The organism is Mesorhizobium sp. WSM4830 (assembly GCF_055811495.1).
Window position 1 is genome coordinate 1 of record NZ_JBVVQI010000037.1, and the last position, 19,988, is coordinate 19,988.

General features: G+C 63.1%; 16 protein-coding genes and 1 riboswitch. Of the genes, 10 read left to right on the plus strand and 6 right to left on the minus strand.

The window, feature by feature from the left end:
- Positions 1–475: 475 nt before the first annotated feature.
- On the minus strand, positions 476–1,135 hold the full coding sequence (locus tag AC0L2Y_RS30035; RefSeq protein WP_473561499.1) for a hypothetical protein: 660 nt from the start codon (positions 1,133–1,135) through the stop codon (positions 476–478).
- Between the two features lie 874 nt (positions 1,136–2,009).
- Here AC0L2Y_RS30035 and glmM point away from each other — a divergent pair.
- The 5 genes from glmM (at position 2,010) to serA (ending at position 8,424) form a co-directional block, all read left to right on the plus strand.
- A complete protein-coding gene (gene glmM, locus AC0L2Y_RS30040; RefSeq protein ID WP_352471193.1) occupies positions 2,010–3,362 on the plus strand; it encodes a phosphoglucosamine mutase in 1,353 nt (450 codons plus the stop codon).
- A gap of 225 nt (positions 3,363–3,587) precedes the next feature.
- A complete protein-coding gene (locus AC0L2Y_RS30045; RefSeq protein ID WP_292664753.1) occupies positions 3,588–4,415 on the plus strand; it encodes an outer membrane protein in 828 nt (275 codons plus the stop codon).
- A 233-nt stretch (positions 4,416–4,648) separates the two neighbouring features.
- The gene (locus AC0L2Y_RS30050; protein ID WP_473561450.1) at positions 4,649–5,398 is read left to right on the plus strand and encodes an outer membrane protein; all 750 of its coding nucleotides are present in this window, start codon (positions 4,649–4,651) and stop codon (positions 5,396–5,398) included.
- A gap of 180 nt (positions 5,399–5,578) precedes the next feature.
- Positions 5,579–6,754 carry a phosphoserine transaminase gene (locus AC0L2Y_RS30055; RefSeq protein ID WP_352489267.1) on the plus strand — a complete coding sequence of 392 codons (1,176 nt, stop codon included), beginning with the start codon at positions 5,579–5,581 and terminating at the stop codon, positions 6,752–6,754.
- Positions 6,755–6,822: 68 nt separating this feature from the next.
- The gene (gene serA, locus AC0L2Y_RS30060) at positions 6,823–8,424 is read left to right on the plus strand and encodes a phosphoglycerate dehydrogenase (RefSeq protein ID WP_352489268.1); all 1,602 of its coding nucleotides are present in this window, start codon (positions 6,823–6,825) and stop codon (positions 8,422–8,424) included.
- 85 nt (positions 8,425–8,509) lie between these two features.
- Here the strand turns inward: serA and AC0L2Y_RS30065 are convergent, their stop codons facing one another.
- Positions 8,510–9,412, minus strand: a complete 903-nt coding sequence (locus AC0L2Y_RS30065) for a DMT family transporter (RefSeq protein WP_352714416.1) — start codon at positions 9,410–9,412, stop codon at positions 8,510–8,512.
- A 314-nt stretch (positions 9,413–9,726) separates the two neighbouring features.
- On the opposite strand from AC0L2Y_RS30065, the gene AC0L2Y_RS30070 reads away from it, so the two are divergent.
- Positions 9,727–11,025, plus strand: a complete 1,299-nt coding sequence (locus tag AC0L2Y_RS30070) for an adenylosuccinate synthase (RefSeq protein WP_023680654.1) — start codon at positions 9,727–9,729, stop codon at positions 11,023–11,025.
- A 72-nt stretch (positions 11,026–11,097) separates the two neighbouring features.
- Positions 11,098–12,756 (plus strand): hypothetical protein, encoded by a 1,659-nt coding sequence (locus AC0L2Y_RS30075; RefSeq protein ID WP_473561453.1) that lies wholly within the window; start codon positions 11,098–11,100, stop codon positions 12,754–12,756.
- Between the two features lie 31 nt (positions 12,757–12,787).
- Here AC0L2Y_RS30075 and AC0L2Y_RS30080 read toward each other — a convergent pair whose 3' ends face one another.
- The 4 genes from AC0L2Y_RS30080 to AC0L2Y_RS30095 all read right to left on the minus strand — a co-directional run bounded on the left by AC0L2Y_RS30080 (position 12,788) and on the right by AC0L2Y_RS30095 (position 15,872).
- The gene (locus AC0L2Y_RS30080; RefSeq protein WP_473561454.1) at positions 12,788–13,087 is read right to left on the minus strand and encodes a CcdB family protein; all 300 of its coding nucleotides are present in this window, start codon (positions 13,085–13,087) and stop codon (positions 12,788–12,790) included.
- Positions 13,087–13,329, minus strand: coding sequence for a type II toxin-antitoxin system CcdA family antitoxin (locus AC0L2Y_RS30085; RefSeq protein WP_254816484.1), 243 nt, complete (start codon positions 13,327–13,329; stop codon positions 13,087–13,089). The genes AC0L2Y_RS30080 and AC0L2Y_RS30085 overlap by 1 nt, the downstream gene beginning before the upstream one ends.
- A gap of 76 nt (positions 13,330–13,405) precedes the next feature.
- Positions 13,406–15,226 (minus strand): ABC-F family ATP-binding cassette domain-containing protein, encoded by a 1,821-nt coding sequence (locus AC0L2Y_RS30090; RefSeq protein WP_473561456.1) that lies wholly within the window; start codon positions 15,224–15,226, stop codon positions 13,406–13,408.
- Position 15,227: 1 nt separating this feature from the next.
- A complete protein-coding gene (locus tag AC0L2Y_RS30095) occupies positions 15,228–15,872 on the minus strand; it encodes a thiamine diphosphokinase (RefSeq protein WP_352564645.1) in 645 nt (214 codons plus the stop codon).
- 118 nt (positions 15,873–15,990) lie between these two features.
- A riboswitch (TPP riboswitch) is annotated at positions 15,991–16,105 on the plus strand.
- Between the two features lie 43 nt (positions 16,106–16,148).
- Between AC0L2Y_RS30095 and thiB the strand changes: the two genes are divergently transcribed.
- From thiB to thiQ, 3 genes are all read left to right on the plus strand, one after another.
- Positions 16,149–17,162 (plus strand): thiamine ABC transporter substrate binding subunit, encoded by a 1,014-nt coding sequence (gene thiB / locus AC0L2Y_RS30100; protein WP_473561458.1) that lies wholly within the window; start codon positions 16,149–16,151, stop codon positions 17,160–17,162.
- Between the two features lie 257 nt (positions 17,163–17,419).
- The gene (gene thiP / locus AC0L2Y_RS30105) at positions 17,420–19,021 is read left to right on the plus strand and encodes a thiamine/thiamine pyrophosphate ABC transporter permease (protein ID WP_473561459.1); all 1,602 of its coding nucleotides are present in this window, start codon (positions 17,420–17,422) and stop codon (positions 19,019–19,021) included.
- Positions 19,018–19,809 carry a thiamine ABC transporter ATP-binding protein gene (gene thiQ, locus AC0L2Y_RS30110; protein ID WP_473561460.1) on the plus strand — a complete coding sequence of 264 codons (792 nt, stop codon included), beginning with the start codon at positions 19,018–19,020 and terminating at the stop codon, positions 19,807–19,809. The genes thiP and thiQ overlap by 4 nt, the downstream gene beginning before the upstream one ends.
- Positions 19,810–19,988 lie beyond the last annotated feature (179 nt).

Consider the following 19,988-nt stretch of genomic DNA (forward strand, 5'->3'; position numbering starts at 1 on the left):
TTTTGTTCTTGCTTTGTGCCGGCAGCTATGCTACTAATTTGGGTATGGTGCCAATTGGCTCCAACGACCCGCCCGCCAAGGCGGGTTTTTTTGTTTCAGGCACCTTTCGATTAGGGAGTTGTCCGCAACCTTGCGCCAACGTTGGCGATTGGCGAAGGCCGGCATGATGGCTAATCTCCCTCCTTGTGGGGGAGATGTCCGGCAGGACAGAGGGGGGCGCTGTCCCGCCGACCTGCCAACGTATCGCAGCCACGCCACAACTGATCTGATCCCAATCAGAGAAAACAAATTAAAGGTTTGCGATCCTTCGCGCCTCCCTGTGCCCTGCCGGGCATCTCCCACACGAGGGGGAGATTGGCAGCGTCATCGACGATGCCACCTTGCAACGCAGGGCCTCTCCTTGGAGTCGGCAGCAACAAAAAAAGCCCGCGAACCTTGCGGCTCGCGGGCTTCTATCGCCGGATGATGGCGTCGGTCAGCTCTTCAGCTTGGCGTTGCAGAGGCTGTAGAAGCCGCCGCCCTTCTGGATCCACCTGAGGCCGCCCAGCGTGTTGGCGTCCTTGTTGGCGTAATAGAGGTCGAGGCAGGTGTGCATGCGGCCCTTGGCCGGGGTCTCGGTTGCATACTTCTTGGAGATCGCCGTCGGGAATTTCACGCCCTGGGGGGCGGTGATGGTCGGCGGTTGCGGATCGCCGGTGTACTTGGCATCGGGAGCCGGCAGGGTATCGTCGTCGGCTGCGCCGGCGCCGCATTGGCTCTTGCGGAAGTCGTTCCACTTCATGCTGTTCAGCGTGTTGCCGGCCTTGGCAGCCTGATACTTGGCGCTGCAATCCGCCATGCTGAGGCCTTTGCCGGTATCGGTCGCGGCAGCTGTCGTCGCCTTGGCAGGTGCCGCGGCAGGTTGTGCCGCTGCAGTTGCGCCGGCGGCGCATTCAGTCTTGCGGAAGTCGTTCCACTTCATGCCGTTGAGCGTGCCGGCAGTCTTGGCGGCCTGGTATTTGGTGCTGCATTCCTTGGCCGTCAGCCCAGGCGCCGCGTCATCGCTGCTGGCCGCCGCTGCTTTGGTCGTGGCGGCGGGTGCGGCTGCCGTCGCGCCGGCGGCGCACTGGGTCTTGCGGAAATCGTTCCATTTCATGCCGTTCAGCGTGCCGGCGGCTTTTGCCGCCTGGTACTTGGTGCTGCACTCCTTCGCCGTCAGGCCTGGCGCCGCATCGTCGCCGGCGGCTGCCTTGGTCGTGTCAGTGGCCTTGGCCGCGGCTTTGGCTGGCGCGGTGTCGGTCGTAGCGGCGGTGGCATCGGTGCCGCATTGGGCCTTGCGGAACTGGTTCCAGTTCTGCCCGCCAAGCGTTCCCGCATCCTTGGCCGCGTTATACTTGGTGCTGCACTCGGCCATGGTCAGCGCATTGGCAGGCGCCGCCAGGAATAAGGTCGCGACGGCGAGACCCGTCAAAGTGGCAAGTCGATGGATGAGCATGCTTGTTCTCCCTACGGCGGTTCATGATATGTCCCAGTGCAGCAATAGCGCTCAACGGCTGGTTGCGCCAGATGCTAAGTAGCGTAGAGACAAATTTAGAAGTGCATTCTTTTCTTTAAGGTGATGAATTCGTTGCCGGGACTGTCTCCCAGCCAAGTTCGTCCGGGTGCATTGCACGGAGCGCGCGCATATGGCTGGTTCCCAGCGAGGGCACTGCGTCGCATGACAGCCAGTCAAATCGGCGGGTGCGGCGAACCTGAGCCTACCGCTGTCTGGAGCAGCACGATGCGGATTCGGGTTCAAGGCCACACTGCCACAGACCAAAGGATGCAGATGAGGTTTAAGTTGACGCTTCTGATGCTGCTGCCGCAACAAGGGCTCGGAACTTGAAAATCAACTCACTAGCGTGACGCAAAACACACAAGACAACAATTTTCTAAGGATTGGTCGTCCATAATCATACAATGTGATGACGGGGCTTGGGCCATTTTATGGCATGAGATGCTCGGAAAGAACCATCGGGAAGCTGGCGAACATGGCAGGACATTATTTCGGTACGGACGGCATTCGTGGGCGAGCCAACAAGTTTCCAATGACGGCGGAGGTCGCCATGCGGGTCGGCATGGCCGCCGGCCTCTCGTTCCAGCGCGGCAGCCACCGCCACCGCGTCGTGCTCGGCAAGGATACCAGGCTTTCCGGCTACATGATCGAGAACGCGATGGTATCCGGCCTGTGCGCCGCCGGCATGGATGTCTTCCTGCTCGGCCCGATCCCGACGCCGGCTGTTGCCATGCTGGTGCGCTCGCTGCGCGCCGATATCGGCGTGATGATCTCTGCCTCGCACAACCCGTATTACGACAACGGCATCAAGCTGTTCGGCCCCGATGGCTATAAGCTGTCCGATGAGATCGAGGAGCGTATCGAGGGAATGCTCGACAAGGATATCGAATTGGCGCTCGCCGATTCCGATGGGCTCGGCCGTGCCAAACGCGTCGACGGCGTGCATGACCGCTATATCGAATTCGCCAAGCGCACGCTGCCGCGCTCGATGTCGCTGTCAGGCCTGCGCATCGTCGTCGATTGCGCCAATGGCGCCGCCTACAAGGTGGCGCCCGACGCGCTGTGGGAACTCGGCGCCGAGGTCGTTGCCATCAATGTCGAGCCCAACGGCTTCAACATCAACAAGGAATGCGGCTCGACTCATCCGGCCGGTCTGCAAAAGAAGGTGCACGAGGTGCGCGCCGATATCGGCATTGCGCTCGACGGCGATGCCGACCGTGTCGTCATCGTCGACGAGAACGGCGCGATCGTCGATGGCGACCAGATCATGGCGCTGATCGCCGAGTCCTGGCAGCAGAGCGGACGGCTGGCCGGCGGCGGCGTCGTCTCGACGGTGATGTCCAATCTCGGCCTCGAACGCTTCCTTGGCGACATGAACCTGCAGTTGCATCGCACCAAGGTCGGCGACCGCTATGTCGTCGAGCACATGCGCGCCCATGGGCTCAATGTCGGCGGCGAACAGTCGGGCCACATCGTGCTGTCCGATTTCTCGACCACCGGCGACGGGCTCGTCTCGGCGCTCCAGGTGCTCGCCTGCATCAAGCGGCATAACCGGCCGGTCAGCGAACTGTCGAAGAAGTTCGAGCCGGTGCCGCAGCTGTTGAAGAATGTGCATATTTCCGGCGGCAAGCCGCTGGAGGAGGCGCCGGTCAAGGCGGCGATCGAAGATGCGCGCAATCGCCTCGGCAAGGCCGGACGCCTGGTCATCCGGCCTTCCGGCACGGAGCCGCTCATCCGCGTCATGGCGGAGGGCGACGACCCGCAGCTTGTCGAGTCCGTGGTCAACGACATCGTCGAGGTCATTTCGGAAACGCGCAGCGCCGCCTGATCTTTCTCCAACATCGGTTCAAAAGCCCGCCTTGCCGGCGGGCTTTTTATTGGGTCGCGGCCAGCACCGCCTGCAGCAACGGCCGCCAGATTGCTCGAATTTTAGAGATTCGTGGTTAATCAATACGGTTAAACGCCTTTTAACCTTTCCGATTCATTATCCACAACTGAGGTCAATCACATTTCGGGCGCGTTCGCCGTTCGAGGGTTCTCAGGGGTGATAAGCATGTTCAACACAGCAAGAATGGCTCTCCTGGCCGCGCTGTTTGCCGGCGCCGGGCCGGCATTCGCCGCCGATTTCGTCGAGCCGCCCGTCGTCGAGGAGGCGCCGCCACCGGTTGCCTACGAGCAGCCGGCCGACTTTGGCGGCTGGTATATCCGCGGCGACATCGACTATCACTGGTCGAAGTTTCGCGGCGCCGACTACATCACCTACGGACCGCCTCCCGGGACAGGTACTTTTGACAGCGGCAAGCTGAAGAGTGCCTTCTCGGCCGGTGCCGGCGTCGGCTATCAAATCGACCGGCACTTCCGCACCGACTTGACCGCGGACTGGATGAGCAAATCCACTTTCCGCGGCTCGACCAGCGGCATCTGCCTCGATGGAGATCCCTGTACTTCGGTCGATACCTCGTCCTATACGGCGCTGCTGCTGCTCGCCAACGCCTATGTCGATATCGGCACATGGCACGGTATCACGCCCTATGTCGGTGCCGGCATCGGCGGCGCCTGGGTTAAGTGGGATACACTCCACAACAGTGATGAAGACGGTGAATTCTTCCACCATGGCGGCAAGGGCTGGCGTTTTGCCTATGCTGCCATGGTTGGTGCATCCTACTGTTTGACCGATCGCGTCAAGCTCGACGTCGGCTACCGCTACAGCCATATAAACGGTGGGAAGATGTTCGACTTCGGCAGCGGCGTCGGCCCCGGCTATGACGACGGCATCAATGTTCATGAGGTGCGCGGCGGCCTGCGCTACCAGTTCGGCAGATCGGACTGCGTCGAACCGGAACCCTATGTTCCGGAACCGGAGCCGGTCTACACGAAGTAGTCGCTTCGAAATCGAGGATTTTGTCGACCGCCCGGCTGATGCCGGGCGGTTTCGTTTGGCTGCCTAAAGATGCTGCGTTGCTCTGTAACGCTGTCCAGCTCGAGGAGCGAAAACGGATCAATCAATTGCTAACGCCTTGTTATCCTTAACCCGCACTTAACCACTATGGTTAACAATGCTGTCTGAAACGGCGCGCGCGATCGCGAATGCGCCAAGTTCGGGAGCCGAGGACCATGACATCCAAATCGCCTGTAGCACTGGCGCTTGCAGCAGTCGTCCTGATGCCGCTGACGCCGGCGCTTGGCGCCGATTACGAACCGCCGGTCTATGTCGACCAGGCGCCCGACTATGTACCGGTCGAGGTTGGCTCGGGATGGTATCTGCGCGGCGATGTCTCCTATCTGGTGCAGAAGAGCTTCAAGGATGAGCATTTCGCCTTCACGCCCGCGAGCTTCGACGAAAAGGAAGATCCCATCTTCGCCAGCATTGGCTTCGGCTACCATTTCAACGACTATCTGCGCGCCGATCTCAATGTCGGCTATCTTCCCGGCAACAAGATCGACGTCGGCTATAACGACGGAACGACCGTGGCATCGGCGACCCTGAAGAACTATGCCTTCTCAGGCATACTCAATGGCTACGTCGACCTTGGCACCTATGTCGGAATCACACCTTATCTCGGCGCTGGTGTCGGTGTCGTCCAGAGCAAGCGTCGCCTCTCGGCGAGCTACTTCACCGACAACGCCAACCCCGCCGACGATTTCGTCCTGCGTGACGACAAGACCCAATATTCCTTCGCCTACACGCTGAATGCCGGCCTTGCCTACCAGGTGTCCAAGAACGTCTCAGTCGATCTGGGCTATCAGTATTTTTCCGCGCCAGACGCCGAATATGTGACTGCCGAGAGCCTGACTTCTTTTCCGATCCGCAAAGGAATCAACAATCATCAAGTCAAAGTCGGACTACGCTACGATCTCTGGTAGGCCCGGCCGAAGTCGAGGCGTGGACAATGGCGGGTCGTAGGCCCGCCGTTTGCGTTTCGCCCGGCAATATCCTGACAGCGACAAAAACTTTCCCCTTGACGCCGAAAGCCTGAACGCATATCGCCATCCGTGGGCCACCCCTCCCCAACGAGGGGCCACTATCTGGAAGGATAGACCACGATGACCACGCATACGAAGCCCGGATTCCGTCCGGCAAATCCCAATTTTTCCTCAGGTCCCTGTGCAAAACGCCCCGGCTGGTCGGTCGAGGCGCTCAAAAATGCCGCGCTCGGGCGCTCGCACCGCGCCAAGATCGGCAAGACCAAGCTCGAACAAGCGATCGAGCTGACACGGGAAATCCTCCAGGTTCCGGCGGACTACCGCATCGGCATCGTGCCGGCCTCGGATACCGGCGCGGTCGAAATGGCGCTGTGGTCGCTGCTCGGCGAACGCGGCGTCGACATGGTCGCCTGGGAGAGCTTCGGCTCCGGCTGGGTCACCGATGTGGTCAAGCAGCTGAGGCTCGCCGATGTGCGCAGGTTAGAGGCGGACTACGGCGTACTGCCCGACCTGACCAAAATCGACTTCGACCGCGACGTGGTCTTCACCTGGAACGGCACGACGTCGGGCGTACGCGTGCCGAACGGCGATTTCATCCCGGCCGCCCGCAAGGGCCTGACCATCTGCGACGCCACTTCGGCGGCCTTTGCGCAAAAGCTCGATTTTCAGAAACTCGACGTCGTCACCTTCTCCTGGCAGAAGGTCTTGGGCGGTGAGGGCGCGCACGGCATGCTGATCCTCGGCCCACGCGCCGTCGAACGGCTGGAAAGCTACAAGCCGGCCTGGCCACTGCCGAAGATCTTCCGTCTCACCTCGGGCGGCAAGCTGATCGAAGGCATCTTCAAGGGCGAGACCATCAACACGCCGTCGATGCTGTGCGTCGAGGACTATCTCGACGCGCTGCGTTGGGCGAAGTCGATCGGCGGCCTCGACGCGCTGGTCACCAGAGCGGATGCCAATGCCGCTGTTCTCGATCGCTTTGTCGGGAAATCTTCCTGGCTCGGCCATCTTGCCGTCGACCCGGCGACGCGTTCGAACACATCGGTCTGCCTTTCCTTCACCGACCGGCAAGTCGCGGCACTCGACGCCGACGGACAGGCTGCGTTCGCCAAGGCAATTGTCTCGGCGCTCGACAAGGAAGGCGTCGCCTATGACATCGGCGCCTACCGCGATGCACCGCCCGGGCTGCGCATCTGGTGCGGCGCGACAGTCGAGACCTCCGATCTCGAAGCGCTGCTGCCCTGGCTCGACTGGGCCTTTGCCGCGCAAAAGGCGTCGCTGAAGGCAGCCGCCTGAGTTTTCCTGTGGCGGCTCTCGGGCCGCCCACCCCCAAACGGATCAAATCCTAATTGAAGGAGGCCGCCATGGCGCCCCGCGTTCTCGTCTCAGACAAACTTTCCACCACCGCCGTGCAGATATTCAGGGATCGCGGCATCGAGGTCGACTATTTGCCGGATATCGGCAAGGACAAGGAAAAACTGCTCGAAGTGATCGGCCAGTATGATGGGCTGGCCATCCGCTCGGCGACAAAGGTCACGGAGAAGCTGATCAACGCCGCGACCAGGCTGAAGGTCGTGGGCCGCGCCGGCATCGGCGTCGACAATGTCGACATACCGGCGGCGAGCCGCAAGGGCATCATCGTGATGAACACGCCCTTCGGCAATTCGATCACCACCGCCGAGCATGCGATCGCCATGATCTTCGCGCTGGCCCGCCAGATACCTGAGGCCAACGCCTCGACCCATGCCGGCAAATGGGAAAAGAACCGCTTCATGGGTGTCGAGATCACCGGCAAGACGCTCGGCATCATCGGCTGCGGCAATATTGGCTCGATCGTGGCCGCGCGCGGCGTCGGCCTGAAGATGCATGTCATCGCCTTCGATCCATTCCTGTCGGACAGCCGCGCCGAGGAGCTCGGTGTCGAAAAGGTCGAGCTCGACGAGCTGTTCGCCCGCGCCGATTTCATCACGCTGCACACACCGCTTACCGACAAGACGCGCAACATCATCGACGCCGCGGCGATCGCCAAGATGAAGACCGGTGTGCGCATCATCAATTGCGCGCGTGGCGGGCTGGTCGTCGAGGCCGACCTGATCGCGGCACTGAAAAGCGGCAAGGTGGCAGGCGCCGGCATCGACGTGTTCGAGGTCGAACCGGCGGAGTATAATGAACTGTTCGGCATGGAGAATGTCGTGGCGACGCCGCATCTCGGCGCGTCGACCACCGAAGCGCAGGAGAATGTCGCCCTGCACGTCGCCGAGCAGATGTCCGACTATCTGATCAAGGGCGCTGTTTCCAACGCCATCAACATGCCGTCGATCACCGCCGAAGAGGCGCCGCGGCTGAAACCTTTCGTCAAGCTTGCCGAAGTGCTCGGCGCCTTTGTCGGACAGGTCACCGAGGATCCGATCAAGGAGGTCGAGATACTGTTCGACGGCTCGACCGCGACGATGAACACGCGCGCGCTGATCAGTGCCACCCTTGCCGGGCTGATCCGGCCGCAGGTCTCCGACGTCAACATGGTGTCGGCGCCGATCATGGTGAAGGAGCGCGGCATCATCGTCGCCGAGGTCAAGCGCGACAAGTCGGGCGTGTTCGACGGCTATATCAAGCTGACGGTCAAGACCGAGCACAGGACGCGCTCGATCGCCGGCACCTGCTTCTCGGATGGCAAACCGCGCTTCATCCAGATCAAGGGCATCAATCTCGACGCCGAGGTCGGTCAGCACATGCTCTACACGACCAATGCCGACGCGCCCGGCATCATCGGTCTGCTCGGCACGGTGTGCGGCGAGAACGGCGTCAACATCGCCAACTTCCAGCTCGGCCGCAACCGGCCGGGTGGCGATGCCATTGCATTGCTCTATCTCGACGCGCCGTTCCCGGAAAACGTATTGGCGCAGGTGCGCTCGCACAAGTCGATCGACTCGGCCAAGCGGCTGCATTTCGACGTCGGCGCGGCCTGAAATTCGGTCGCCCCGTGTGCAGCAGCACGCGGGGCGCTTCCACGGTCGTTGATGGATCGGCAGTGAAACGTCCCGGCAAGCGACTTCATTCAGCGGCGGATGCCGCCATCTTCCGTCCGCTGTATTCGGCGAGGCTGATGCCGCCGAGCACCAGCGCGAGAGCAAGCGCCTGATAGAGCTGGAATGTCTCACCGACGATCAGCACCGACAGCAGCGTACCGAAGATCGGCACCAGATTGATGAACAGGCCGGCCCGGTTGGCGCCGATCAGCTCGTTGCCCCTGATATAGAAGATCTGCGAGATGACCGAAGCACCGATGGCGGTATAGAACGCGACCGCCCAGCCGCGGGTATCGGGAACGATGACCTTGCCGGCGGCAATCTCCCACAGGAAGAAAGGCAGCGATGTGATGAGTGCGGCAACCGACAGCGCCAGCATCAGGCTCTGCCAGCGGATGACCGGCTTCAGCCGCAACCCCACCGAATAGAAGGAGTAGCAAAGCACGGCGACCAGCATGATCGCGTCGCCGAAATTGAGATCCAGCCTGAGAAGCTGGCGTGGATCGCCATGGCTCGCCGTCACCGCGACACCGGCGATGGTCAGCACGACGCCAATGACCTGCACGCCATTGACGCGCAGGCGAAAGAACACAAAATTGGCGATGATGATGACGATCGGGATCGCCGCCTGCTCGATCGAGACGTTGATCGCCGTGGTGTAGTTGAGCGCCGTGTAGAAGATCGTGTTGAAGAAGGCGAAGCCGCAAGCGCCGAGCCCGCCAAGCAGCAACCAGTGCCTGCGCACCACCGGCCAGTCTTGGCGTAGCGTTCCCCAGCCGATCGGCAGCAGGATCAGAACCGCCAGCAGCCAACGCAGGAAGACGAGCGTCATCGGCGAGATATGACCGACCGCCAGCTTTCCGGCCACGGAGTTGCCGCCCCACAGCAAGGTGGTGAACAGCAGGAATAGGTAGGCGGCTCGATGCATCGTGACATTCCGGCCAGGCAGAGAGAAATGCGCGGTCCTTGCGGGCCTATTGCGGCAGCTCGCGCAAGTAAATGATGTCAAAGGCGAAAATTGTTGTGCCTCGGAGCGTTTTCGGCGGCAAAGAATGGTCGCGCTCGCCGGGTCTTGACGCTATAGAGCGACGTGCGTGCAATTGGACGCTACGCGTCGGAAGGCTTTAATCCTCGCGTCGTGCTTTCCCAAAATCGATTCCGTTTTTGGGGGCCGATGCGATAGAGGCCTATCGTTTCGAATTGTTTCAAGCTGCTCGTGCGGCGTCTCAAGGGAAAAGAAATATGGCCAATGTGGTGGTCGTCGGCTCGCAATGGGGCGATGAGGGCAAAGGCAAGATCGTAGACTGGCTGTCGGAGCGCGCCGATGTTGTCGTGCGCTTCCAGGGCGGCCACAATGCCGGCCACACGCTGGTCGTCGATGGCAAGGTCTACAAGCTGTCGCTGCTGCCGTCGGGCGTGGTGCGGCAAGGCAAGCTGTCCATCATCGGCAATGGCGTCGTCTTCGATCCGCACGCTTTCGTCGCGGAGGTTGCGAAATTGAAAGCGCAGGGCGTGGAGGTGACGCCGGACCGCCTGAAAATAGCCGAAAACACCGCGCTTATCCTGTCCTTGCACCGAGAGCTGGACGGATTCCGCGAGGACGCCGCTTCCAATTCCGGAACGAAGATCGGCACGACCCGTCGCGGCATCGGTCCCGCCTATGAAGACAAGGTGGGCCGGCGTGCGGTCAGGGTGATGGATTTGGCGGATTTGGAAACGCTGCCCTTAAAGGTCGACAGGCTGCTGACGCACCACAATGCGCTGCGCCGTGGGCTCGGCCATGCCGAGGTCACGCATGAGGCGATCATGAGCGAGCTGATTTCGGTCGCCGACGAGATCCTGCCCTATATGGACCGCGTCTGGAAAATCCTCGACGACAAGCGCCGCGCCGGCGAGCGCATCCTGTTCGAGGGCGCGCAAGGCACGCTGCTCGATATCGACCACGGCACCTACCCATTCGTCACCTCGTCCAATACGGTTGCCGGTCAGGCCGCCGCCGGGTCGGGTGTCGGCCCGGGCGCCATCGGCTATGTGCTCGGCATCACCAAGGCCTATACGACGCGTGTTGGCGAAGGTCCGTTTCCGACCGAGCAGAAGAACGAGATCGGCGAGTTCCTGGGCACGCGCGGCCATGAATTCGGCGTCGTCACCGGCCGTAAGCGCCGCTGCGGCTGGTTCGACGCCGTGCTGGTCCGCCAGGCCGTCGCCGTCAACGGCATCAAGGGCATTGCGCTGACCAAGCTCGATGTGCTCGATGGGCTGGACGAAATCAAGGTCTGTACCGGCTACCGCCTCGACGGCGAGGCGATCGATTACCTGCCGGCCAGCCAAGGCGCGCAGGCGCGCGTCGAACCGGTTTACGAGACGCTGGAAGGGTGGAAAGGCACCACCGCCGGCGCGCGCAGCTGGAACGACCTGCCGGCCCAGGCGGTAAAGTACGTCCGCTACATCGAAGAGCTGATCGGCGCGCCGGTCGCACTCCTTTCCACCAGCCCTGAACGGGACGACACGATACTTGTGACCGATCCGTTTCAAGACTAGTTTCTCAGCCTTTCCGGGCATTGCGCTGATTTGCGGGGGCCGGCCCAGAAACAAATGCAGGTCGACTGACGTATGGTAGATTTTGTTCCCATTCTGAAAAAGGCGCTCGATAAACTCGGTGAGCCGTCGGCGGAAGTGCGCGCCAGGGTCTATGACAAGGCCCGTTCGTCAATCGCGAAACAACTCGCAGAGAAGGCTACGATGACGCCTTCCGATGTCGACCGGCAGATGCGTGTGCTGGAAGACGCCATCGCCAAAGTCGAGCGGGACTTCGCCAAGCCTGCGCCGCCACCCGACCCGCTGGCGGAACTGGAGGACATCTTCTCCTCCATCGACCGCAACAAGAACCAGTCCAGCCATGTCCGGCAGCCGGCAAAGACCGAGCCGGCAAAGACGGAGCCAGCAAAGGCTGGGCCAGCCTGGCAGCCTACGCCCGCCAAGGCGGCGCCGAACTGGCAAAAGCCGCAGCCCGTCGCTCTTTCTCAGGTGCGCGCTGGTCCGCCGCCGCCCAATATAGATATTCCGACGGCCGAGGACCAAGACGGCGTTTTTCGGGGCGACGACTTTTCCAACGACGGCAGCCCCGCGGAGGACAGGTTCCAGCGGCTCCATCCCGCCGAGCGCAGGCGCAGCTATGGCGGCGTGATCGCCGCCGCCATTGCCTTGCTGGTCATTGCCGGTGGCGGCTATGGCATCTGGCTGAACAAGGATGCGTTCGGCAGCATGCTCGGCCTCGACGAGACCAAAGCCGTCGCCACCGAACCGCTGGTGAAACCAGCCCCGGCCAAGCCGGTGGCCGATGCGGCCGTACCGGCCGCGGCACCGCCGACGGAGGCCGGCGAAGGCGCGAAGTTCACGCAGCGCCTGACGCCCGAGGGCCACGAAGTCGACCCCGGCCCGGCGGCCGGGCAGGCGGGCATCGGCGAAGGCGAATCCGTGGCCGCACTGACCACGCCGCCGCCGGCCGCGCAAACGCCGACCACCCCGGCACCCGCCGCGCCGGCACCGGCCGCGCCCGCCGACACGCAAGCCACGGCCAATCCTCCAGCGGTCGATGGGGCCGCTGCACCAACTCCCGCAACGCCGCCAGCGAACGGGGCAGCAGCGCCTGCAACGGCCGCCCCACCGCCCGCACCGGCAGCGGCACCGACGGCAGTTCCGCCGCAAGCCACGTTGGCCGTCGGCCAGAAGGCGATCTTCTACGAGGAGCGCACCAGCACCGCTCAAGGCTCGGCCGAGCCCGGCAACATCGTCTGGTCACTGGTGCAGGAATCGCCCGGCGGCGACCTGCCGCGAGAGCCGGCGATCCGTGCCGAGGCGACTATTCCAGGCAAGGATATCCAGCTGCGCATGACGATCCGTCGCAACACCGACCAGACGCTGCCGGCAAGCCACATTATCGAGATGATCTTCCTGACGCCTGAGGGCTTCGAGGGCGGCGGCGTCGATAACATCCTGCGTGTCGCCATGAAGGGCTCCGAGCAGGATGCCGGCAGCCCGTTGATAGGCATCCCGGCCAAGATCGCCGACGGTTTCTTCCTGGTTGCGCTCAACGACACCAAAGCGGATGAAGACGCCAATCTGACCTTGCTCAGAGGCCAGGACTGGATCGACGTCCCGGTCGTCTACAAGACCGGGCGGCGGGCGCTGCTCACCATGGAAAAGGGCATTCCCGGCGAGAAGGTGTTCGACGAGGCGCTGAAGGCCTGGCAGACAAAGACGGCGGGGTGAGGCCGGCTCACCAGCCCAACGCCTCTCTGGCTCAGAAGCCTTGGAACAGCATGTCGAGCGCGCTCACGATGTCGTCGTGATGCCTCGTCAGATTCAGTCGGCTCTCGCCCAGTTCCGTCGCCGCAACGGTGGCGATCAAATGGGTGGCCATGACCAACTTCCGACCATTGATCTCGAAAATGGGGTGGAGCTTTCGCATTGGTGACGGCGCCATCGCAGCCGGCAGAAGCGGGACGACCACCCGGGTCTTGAAATGGTCGAGCAGATCGGCCTGGACGTCGAGGAGATAGCCGCCTTCGATGCTACCCGCGAAGACGTCGTAGCGCGCCATCAGAATTGCCGATGTTCTGCCAGCGGAATACCGTGTTTTTCGACATATTCGTTCCACGCATCTATCGTCGCGCGGTTCTCAAGCTTCCACAGCCGCGTCTTTTCGGCGGCCACTGCCTCTGCGATGCCGGCTTCAGCGGCGCGCGAGACATTCACATCGAGCCCCTTGGCTTCCTTCATGAGCTTTGAGTCGATAGACAGATTTGCCGGCTGACGGACCGCATTCACAGCTATCTTGCGCATGATCACCTCCACAGCATGCGCATAATATATGCGCATTTCTGTCTAGTCGCAATGACAAGGTGCTCGAACTCGCGAATTACCTCTCCATCTCTTCCCTTAGCATCTCGAGTTCCAGCCATTCCTCCTCGAGCGCTGCCAGTGTGACGCGCTCCTTGTCGAGCGCGGCAATCGTCTTCTGGAACGAGGCCGGGTCGCGCTCGTAATAGGCCGGATCGGCGATGTTGTTCTCCAGCCGCGAGATCGAGGCCGACACCGCTTCGATCTTTTTGGGTAAGGTTTCCAGCGCGAATTTCTGCTTGAACGACAGTTTCTTGGCCGGGCCCTTGGGAGCGGCCGCGTTGGTCCTGCTTGCAGCCATCGCCTCGCTGGTCTCTACCTTCGGCCGCGCCTTGCGGTCATCCAGCCTGGTGCCGCCGCGCTGCGCCAGCATGTCGGAATAGCCGCCGGCATATTCGATCCAGCGGCCGTCACCATCCGGCGCAATAATGCTGGTCACGGTGCGGTCGAGGAAATCGCGATCGTGGCTGACCAGGATCACCGTGCCGGCAAAGCCGGCGACCAGTTCCTGCAGCAGTTCCAGCGTCTCCATGTCGAGGTCGTTGGTCGGCTCGTCGAGCACAAGCAGGTTTGCCGGCCGTGCCAAAACGCGGGCGAGAATCAGCCGGGCCCGCTCGCCGCCCGAAAGCTCGCGCACCGGCGTGCGCGCCTGTTCCGGCTTGAACAGGAAGTCCTTCATGTAAGAGACGACGTGGCGCTGCTCGCCATTGATGACGAGGTTCTCGCCGCGACCGTCGGTGAGATACTGCGCCAGTGTCTCCTGCGGATCGACGGCCTCGCGCTTCTGGTCGAGCGTGGCGATCTCCAGATTGGTTCCGAGCCGCACCGTACCTGCGTCCGGCTTCAATTCGCCGGTCAGCATCTTCAACAGCGTCGTCTTGCCGGCGCCGTTCGGCCCGACCAGGCCGACGCGATCGCCGCGCTGGATGCGGGTCGAGAATCCCTTGACCACAGTCAGATCGCCAAAGCTCTTCTCGATGTTCTTGGCTTCGATCACCAGCTTGCCGGATTCGGCGGCGTCGCTGGCTGTCATCGTCGCCGCACCCTCGGCGCCGCGATGACCACGAAAGCGCTGGCGCATGGTCTGCAACTCACCGAGCCGGCGCATGTTGCGCTTGCGCCGTGCTGTCACGCCATAGCGCAGCCAGTGCTCCTCGCGCACGATCTGGCGACCGAGCTTGTGCTGCTCGCGCTCTTCCTCCTCCAGCACCGTGTCGCGCCATTCCTCGAAAAAGGCAAAGCCCTTGTCGAGACGGCGGGTCTGGCCGCGGTCGAGCCAGATTGTGGCGCGCGACACGCGCTCGAGAAAACGACGGTCATGCGAGATGACGACCAGTGCCGAGGAGGTGCGGGCAAGCTCCTCCTCCAGCCATTCGATAACCGAAAGGTCAAGATGATTGGTCGGCTCATCGAGGAGGAGAATGTCGGGCTCCGGCGCCATGACGCGGGCGAGGGCGGCGCGCCGCGCCTCGCCGCCGGAGAGGTCGTTCGGCCGCTCCTCGCCGGTCAGGCCGAGATGCTCCATCAGATAGGTGGCGCGGTAGGGATCGTCGGCGGGTCCGAGCCCTGCCTCGACATAGGCGCGGACGGTCGCAAAGCCGTCCATGTCGGGAATTTGCGGCAAGTAGCGCACGGTCGCCGAAGGCTGGCGGAAGACTTCGCCGTCCTGCGGTTCGATCAGCCCGGCGGCAATCTTGAGGAGCGTCGACTTGCCAGAGCCGTTGCGGCCGACCAGGGCGATCTTGTCGCCAGCTGAGGCCGTCAGGGCGGCACCGTCTAGCAGCGGCGTGCCGCCGAAGGTCAGCTTTATCCCGTCGAGATTGAGAAGTGGCGGCGCCATGTCAGCTTTCGGGTAGGGGAAAAGGATGCGCGAGCAGCAGCGCGCGGCCGCTGGCCAGCGCGATTTCCAGCCGGCCCCTGACCTCGTTGGAAATGGTCAGCGACGAGCCGAACGCGACCTCGACATGGTCGAGCGGCCATTTGGCACCGGTGACGCTCAGGCCGGCGAGATCGGAGAAGCCGAGCACCGAAAACAGCGTGCCGTCGGCATAGTCGAAGTCAGTCTTTCCCGGCAGCAAGGGAATGCCTTCCTGCGCGCCGCTGGTCAAAAGCACTTCCGTCCCGCCTTCCGCCAGCCGGACGCTCAGCGCCAGATGCAGGAAGATGTGGTCGGTGCGTTTGCCGCCGAAGGCGCCTGCGAGCACAAGGCTGGTCGCACCGCATTCGAGTGCGGCGGCGATAGCGAGTTCACCGTCGGTCTTGTCTTTTTCGGCGGGAAACACCTGCCGTGGCACGGCGGCCAGATCCTCCGGCAAATCGGCAGGCACCGAATCGAAATCGCCGATCCAGAGTTCCGGCCTGAGGCCCAGCATGCGCGCATGGCCGATGCCGGCATCCGCGGCGATGACGCGCGAGCCTTCGACCTGGCGGTCGAGCAGCGGCGTGCGGATGAGATCGCCGCCAAGCAGGATGGTGAATTTGCTCATATCTCGTGGCCCTTACCAGCCCTGCCCCGGAAACGGAAGATGAAACGGCAGAAGGCTGGGCTTTGGATGTCCGGCAAACTTCCGCTTGCGCAGCACTTCGGCCGGGCCTATGTGTCGCAACGCTCTAACGGGGTGCCGGACGCGATTTTCGCGGACCGGCTGAGAGGCAAGACTGCCAACCCGCTGAACCTGATCCGGTTTGTACCGGCGGAGGGATTAGACGTTTCGGACAGCCCGACGCCTCAATTCCTTTCAACGCGAACGAAGGAGGCGCCGATGCGCGGTTTTTTTCACTCTGTTGTCTCGATTATCCTGCTTGCGGCATCCGCGCTCGCCCTGCCAGGGCAGGCATCGGCACAGGATAAGCTGACCGTCTATACCTATGAAAGCTTCACCGCCGATTGGGGTCCGGGACCCGCTGTGACGAAGGCCTTCGAGGCCGAATGCAGCTGCGTCGTTGAATTCGTCTCGGTCGCCGACGGCGTAGCGCTGCTCAATCGTGTGAAGCTGGAAGGCGCCGCGACCAAGGCCGATATCGTGCTTGGCCTCGATACCAATTTGACCGCCGACGCCAAGGCAACCGGCCTGTTTTCGCCACACGGCGCCGTGTCGGGCGTCAGCGTCCCGGGAGCCTGGAGCGACGATATTTTCGTGCCGTTCGACTATGGCTATTTCGCCGTCGTCTACGATACCGAAAAACTGAAGAGCCCGCCGAAAAGCCTCAGGGAATTGGTCGAGGGCAATGCCGGCGACAAGATCGTCATCCAGGATCCGCGCACCTCTACGCCGGGCCTTGGCCTGCTGTTGTGGGTCAAGTCGGTCTATGGCGACAAGGCGCCCGAAGCCTGGGCCAAGCTCAAGGCGAAGGTGCTGACGGTGACGCCAGGCTGGAGCGAGGCCTACGGCCTGTTCACCAAGGGCGAGGTGCCGATGGTGCTGTCCTACACCACCTCGCCGGCCTACCACATGGTCGCCGAAAACACCGAGCGCTACCAGGCAGCGTCCTTCGAGGAGGGCGAATATCTGCAGATCGAGGTTGCGGGGATCACCACCAAGGGCGCGAAGAACCCGCTGGCGGAAAAGTTCATTGCCTTCATGACCGGACCGAAATTCCAGGATGTCATTCCCGAAACCAACTGGATGTTCCCGGCCGGCAAGACCGACAAGCCGCTCAATCCGGCGTTCGACAAGCTTGTCAAACCGACCAAGACCTTGCTGTTCAGCCCGGAGGAAGTCGCGGCCAACCGCAAGGCCTGGGTCGATGAGTGGCTTGCGGCGATGAGCAAGTAGTCGTGGCGAGCTGATCAAGGTGGTCACTCTACGGCGCCCCCCTCTGTCCTGCCGGACATCTCCCCCACGAGGGGGGAGATTGGCAGCTTCGGCGTCTCGCTCAGTCCTGCAACGTTGGAAATTGGCTAAGGCCGAAGTGACAGCCGATCTCCCCCCTCGTGGGGGAGATGTCCGGCAGGACAGAGGGGGGCGCGAAGGAACGCTGTCCTCGCTAAGAATCTCGAATCGGGCGGTGTAGCGTGCAACGCGCGTCATCAGTGGACTCCCGCGTCACTGCCGGCATCGTCGCGCTCGCAGCCATCGCGCTGCTGATCGGCGGGGCGTTCGCAGGTCTCATCCTGCAAGCCATGCGCGACCCGTCCGGCGCCGGCGCCGCTTTCGATTCCTATCTCTTGCGCGTCGCCCGTTTCACGCTCTGGCAGGCAGTCCTTTCGACCCTGCTCTCCGTTGCACCGGCGCTGTTCGTCGCGCGCGCCCTGTCGCGGCATCCACAGTTTCTCGGGCGAGGCTTTATCCTGCAGCTTTTCGCCCTGCCGCTGGCGCTGCCGGCCATTGTTGCCGCACTCGGTGTCCTGGCGCTCTACGGCCGTGCCGGGTATTTTGCCGGCACGCTGGGCGCGCTAGGCGGCCAGAGCTGGCCCGGCATCTACGGCCTGTCGGGCATCCTCGTTGCCCATGTCTTCTTCAACCTGCCGCTGGCAACGCGGCTGTTCCTGGAAGCATTGCAGACCGTGCCGGCCAACCAATGGCGGCTGGCGAGCCAGCTTGGCATGGGCGCTGCGCCGGCCTTTCGGCTGATCGAATGGCCGCCGCTGCGTGCGGCCCTGCCGGGCATCGCCGGGCTCGTTTTCATGCTGTGCATCACCTCTTTCACCATCGTGCTTACGCTCGGCGGCGGACCCAGCGCGACGACGCTGGAGGTTGCCATCTACCAGGCGCTGCGTTTCGACTTCGACCCGGCGCGGGCGGTGACGCTGACCTTGTTGCAAATTGCGCTGACCTTCGTGGTCGTGCTGGCACTGACACGGCTCGGCGCCAATGTGACCGGCGACGCCAATCTGCCGGTGGCGCCGCGCCGGTATTTTTCAGCCGGTGCGGCCGAGACCGTGCTGAACGCGCTGGTGATCGGGCTGGCATTGCTGTTTGTCGCCGGGCCGATGGCGGCGACGCTGGCAGCCGGGCTTGGCGCCGATCTCGGTCGACTGGCCGGCGAGAGCGCGGTGCGGCAAGCGACGGCGACCAGTGCTGGACTCTCCCTCTTGTCGGCGCTGCTCTCTGTGGCATTGTCGCTGTCGCTGGTCATGGCGCGCCGGGCGCTGGCGCTCACCCGGCGGACAGGCCGGCGGACACTGCTCGAACATCTGGCCGACACCGGTGCGGGGTTCGTCCTGGTGGTGCCGCCCATCGTCATCGGCGCCGGCTGGTTCCTGCTCTTGCGCGCCGTCAGCGATGTCTTTGCGATCGCCCCTGTCATGGTGGTTGCGGTCAATGCGGTGATGGCGATGCCGTTCGCCATCCGCGCCATCCGCCCTGCCTATGACGCGGCGAGCGAACGCCACGAACGGCTCTGTGCACAGCTTGGTATCTCGGGCTGGAACCGGTTGCGGCTGGTCGACTGGCCGTCGCTGCGGCGGCCGCTCGCCACCGGATTCGCTTTCGCCATGGCGCTGTCGCTCGGCGATCTCGGCGTCATTGCGCTGTTCGGCAGCGATTCCGTGCAGACCTTACCCTATCTGCTGCTGGCGCGCATGGGCAGTTACCGCACCGAGGATGCGGCCGGGCTGGCGCTGCTGCTCGGCCTTGTCTGCCTGGCGCTGGTGCTGACCGCGGACTGGCTGGGAAAGAGGGAGAAATCATGATGCCGATCAGCCCGGAACGGTCGATTTCGGTGGAAAAAGGCGCGGCGGTGCGGCTCGACAACGTCTCGTTCAGCTATGGTGAAACGCCGCTCATGTTCGATGTCGATTTCCCGGCGTCGGAGATCACCGCCATCATGGGGCCGAGCGGGTCGGGAAAGTCGACGCTGCTCAATCTGGCGGCCGGTTTCGAGACGCCGCGGTCGGGCCGCGTGCTGATCGGCGGCGCCGACGTCAGCACTGCGCCGCCTTCAGCGCGGCCGGTATCGATGGTGTTCCAGGAAAACAACCTGTTTGCCCATCTGTCCGTCGGGCAGAATGTTGGGCTCGGCCGCTCGCCTTCGCTCAGGCTGAGCGAGGCTGACCGCGCCGCAATCGCCGCAGCGCTGAAGCGCGTCGGCCTTGCCGGCAAGGAAAGCCGGCTGCCGAGCGAACTCTCCGGCGGCGAGCGGCAGCGCGTCGCGCTCGCCCGGGTCCTGGTGCGCGACCGGCCGGTGCTGTTGCTCGATGAGCCGTTCGCTTCGCTCGGACCGGCACTGCGCGACGACATGCTCGACCTGGTGGCCGACGTCCATTCGGAGCAGCGCATGACGGTGCTGTTCGTCACGCACCAGCCGGACGATGCGCGCCGCATCGGCCAAAACATGGTTTTCCTGGATGGTGGCACGGTTGCCGCGACGGGCACCGCCGCCGATTTTTTCGTCGGGGCTGGCCCGGAGGCATTCCGACGCTATATCGGCTCGGGTCCGTTTGCGGCTGGATCACGAGATGTTGCCCGGAAGCGGACATAATTTATGGTCAAACCGGCGGAAGGCGAAGCGGCGCTTGCTTGCCATGGTCGAGGTAGTGTGGCTAGGTCCCCAGGAGCTGGTCCGGCCTAGACCGTGATTTGGCCTTGCTGCCTCGTATCTGTCGGACGCACGAAGGACGCCGTAGCACTTGATTTTGCGCGTGATGCTTTCCGGAAATC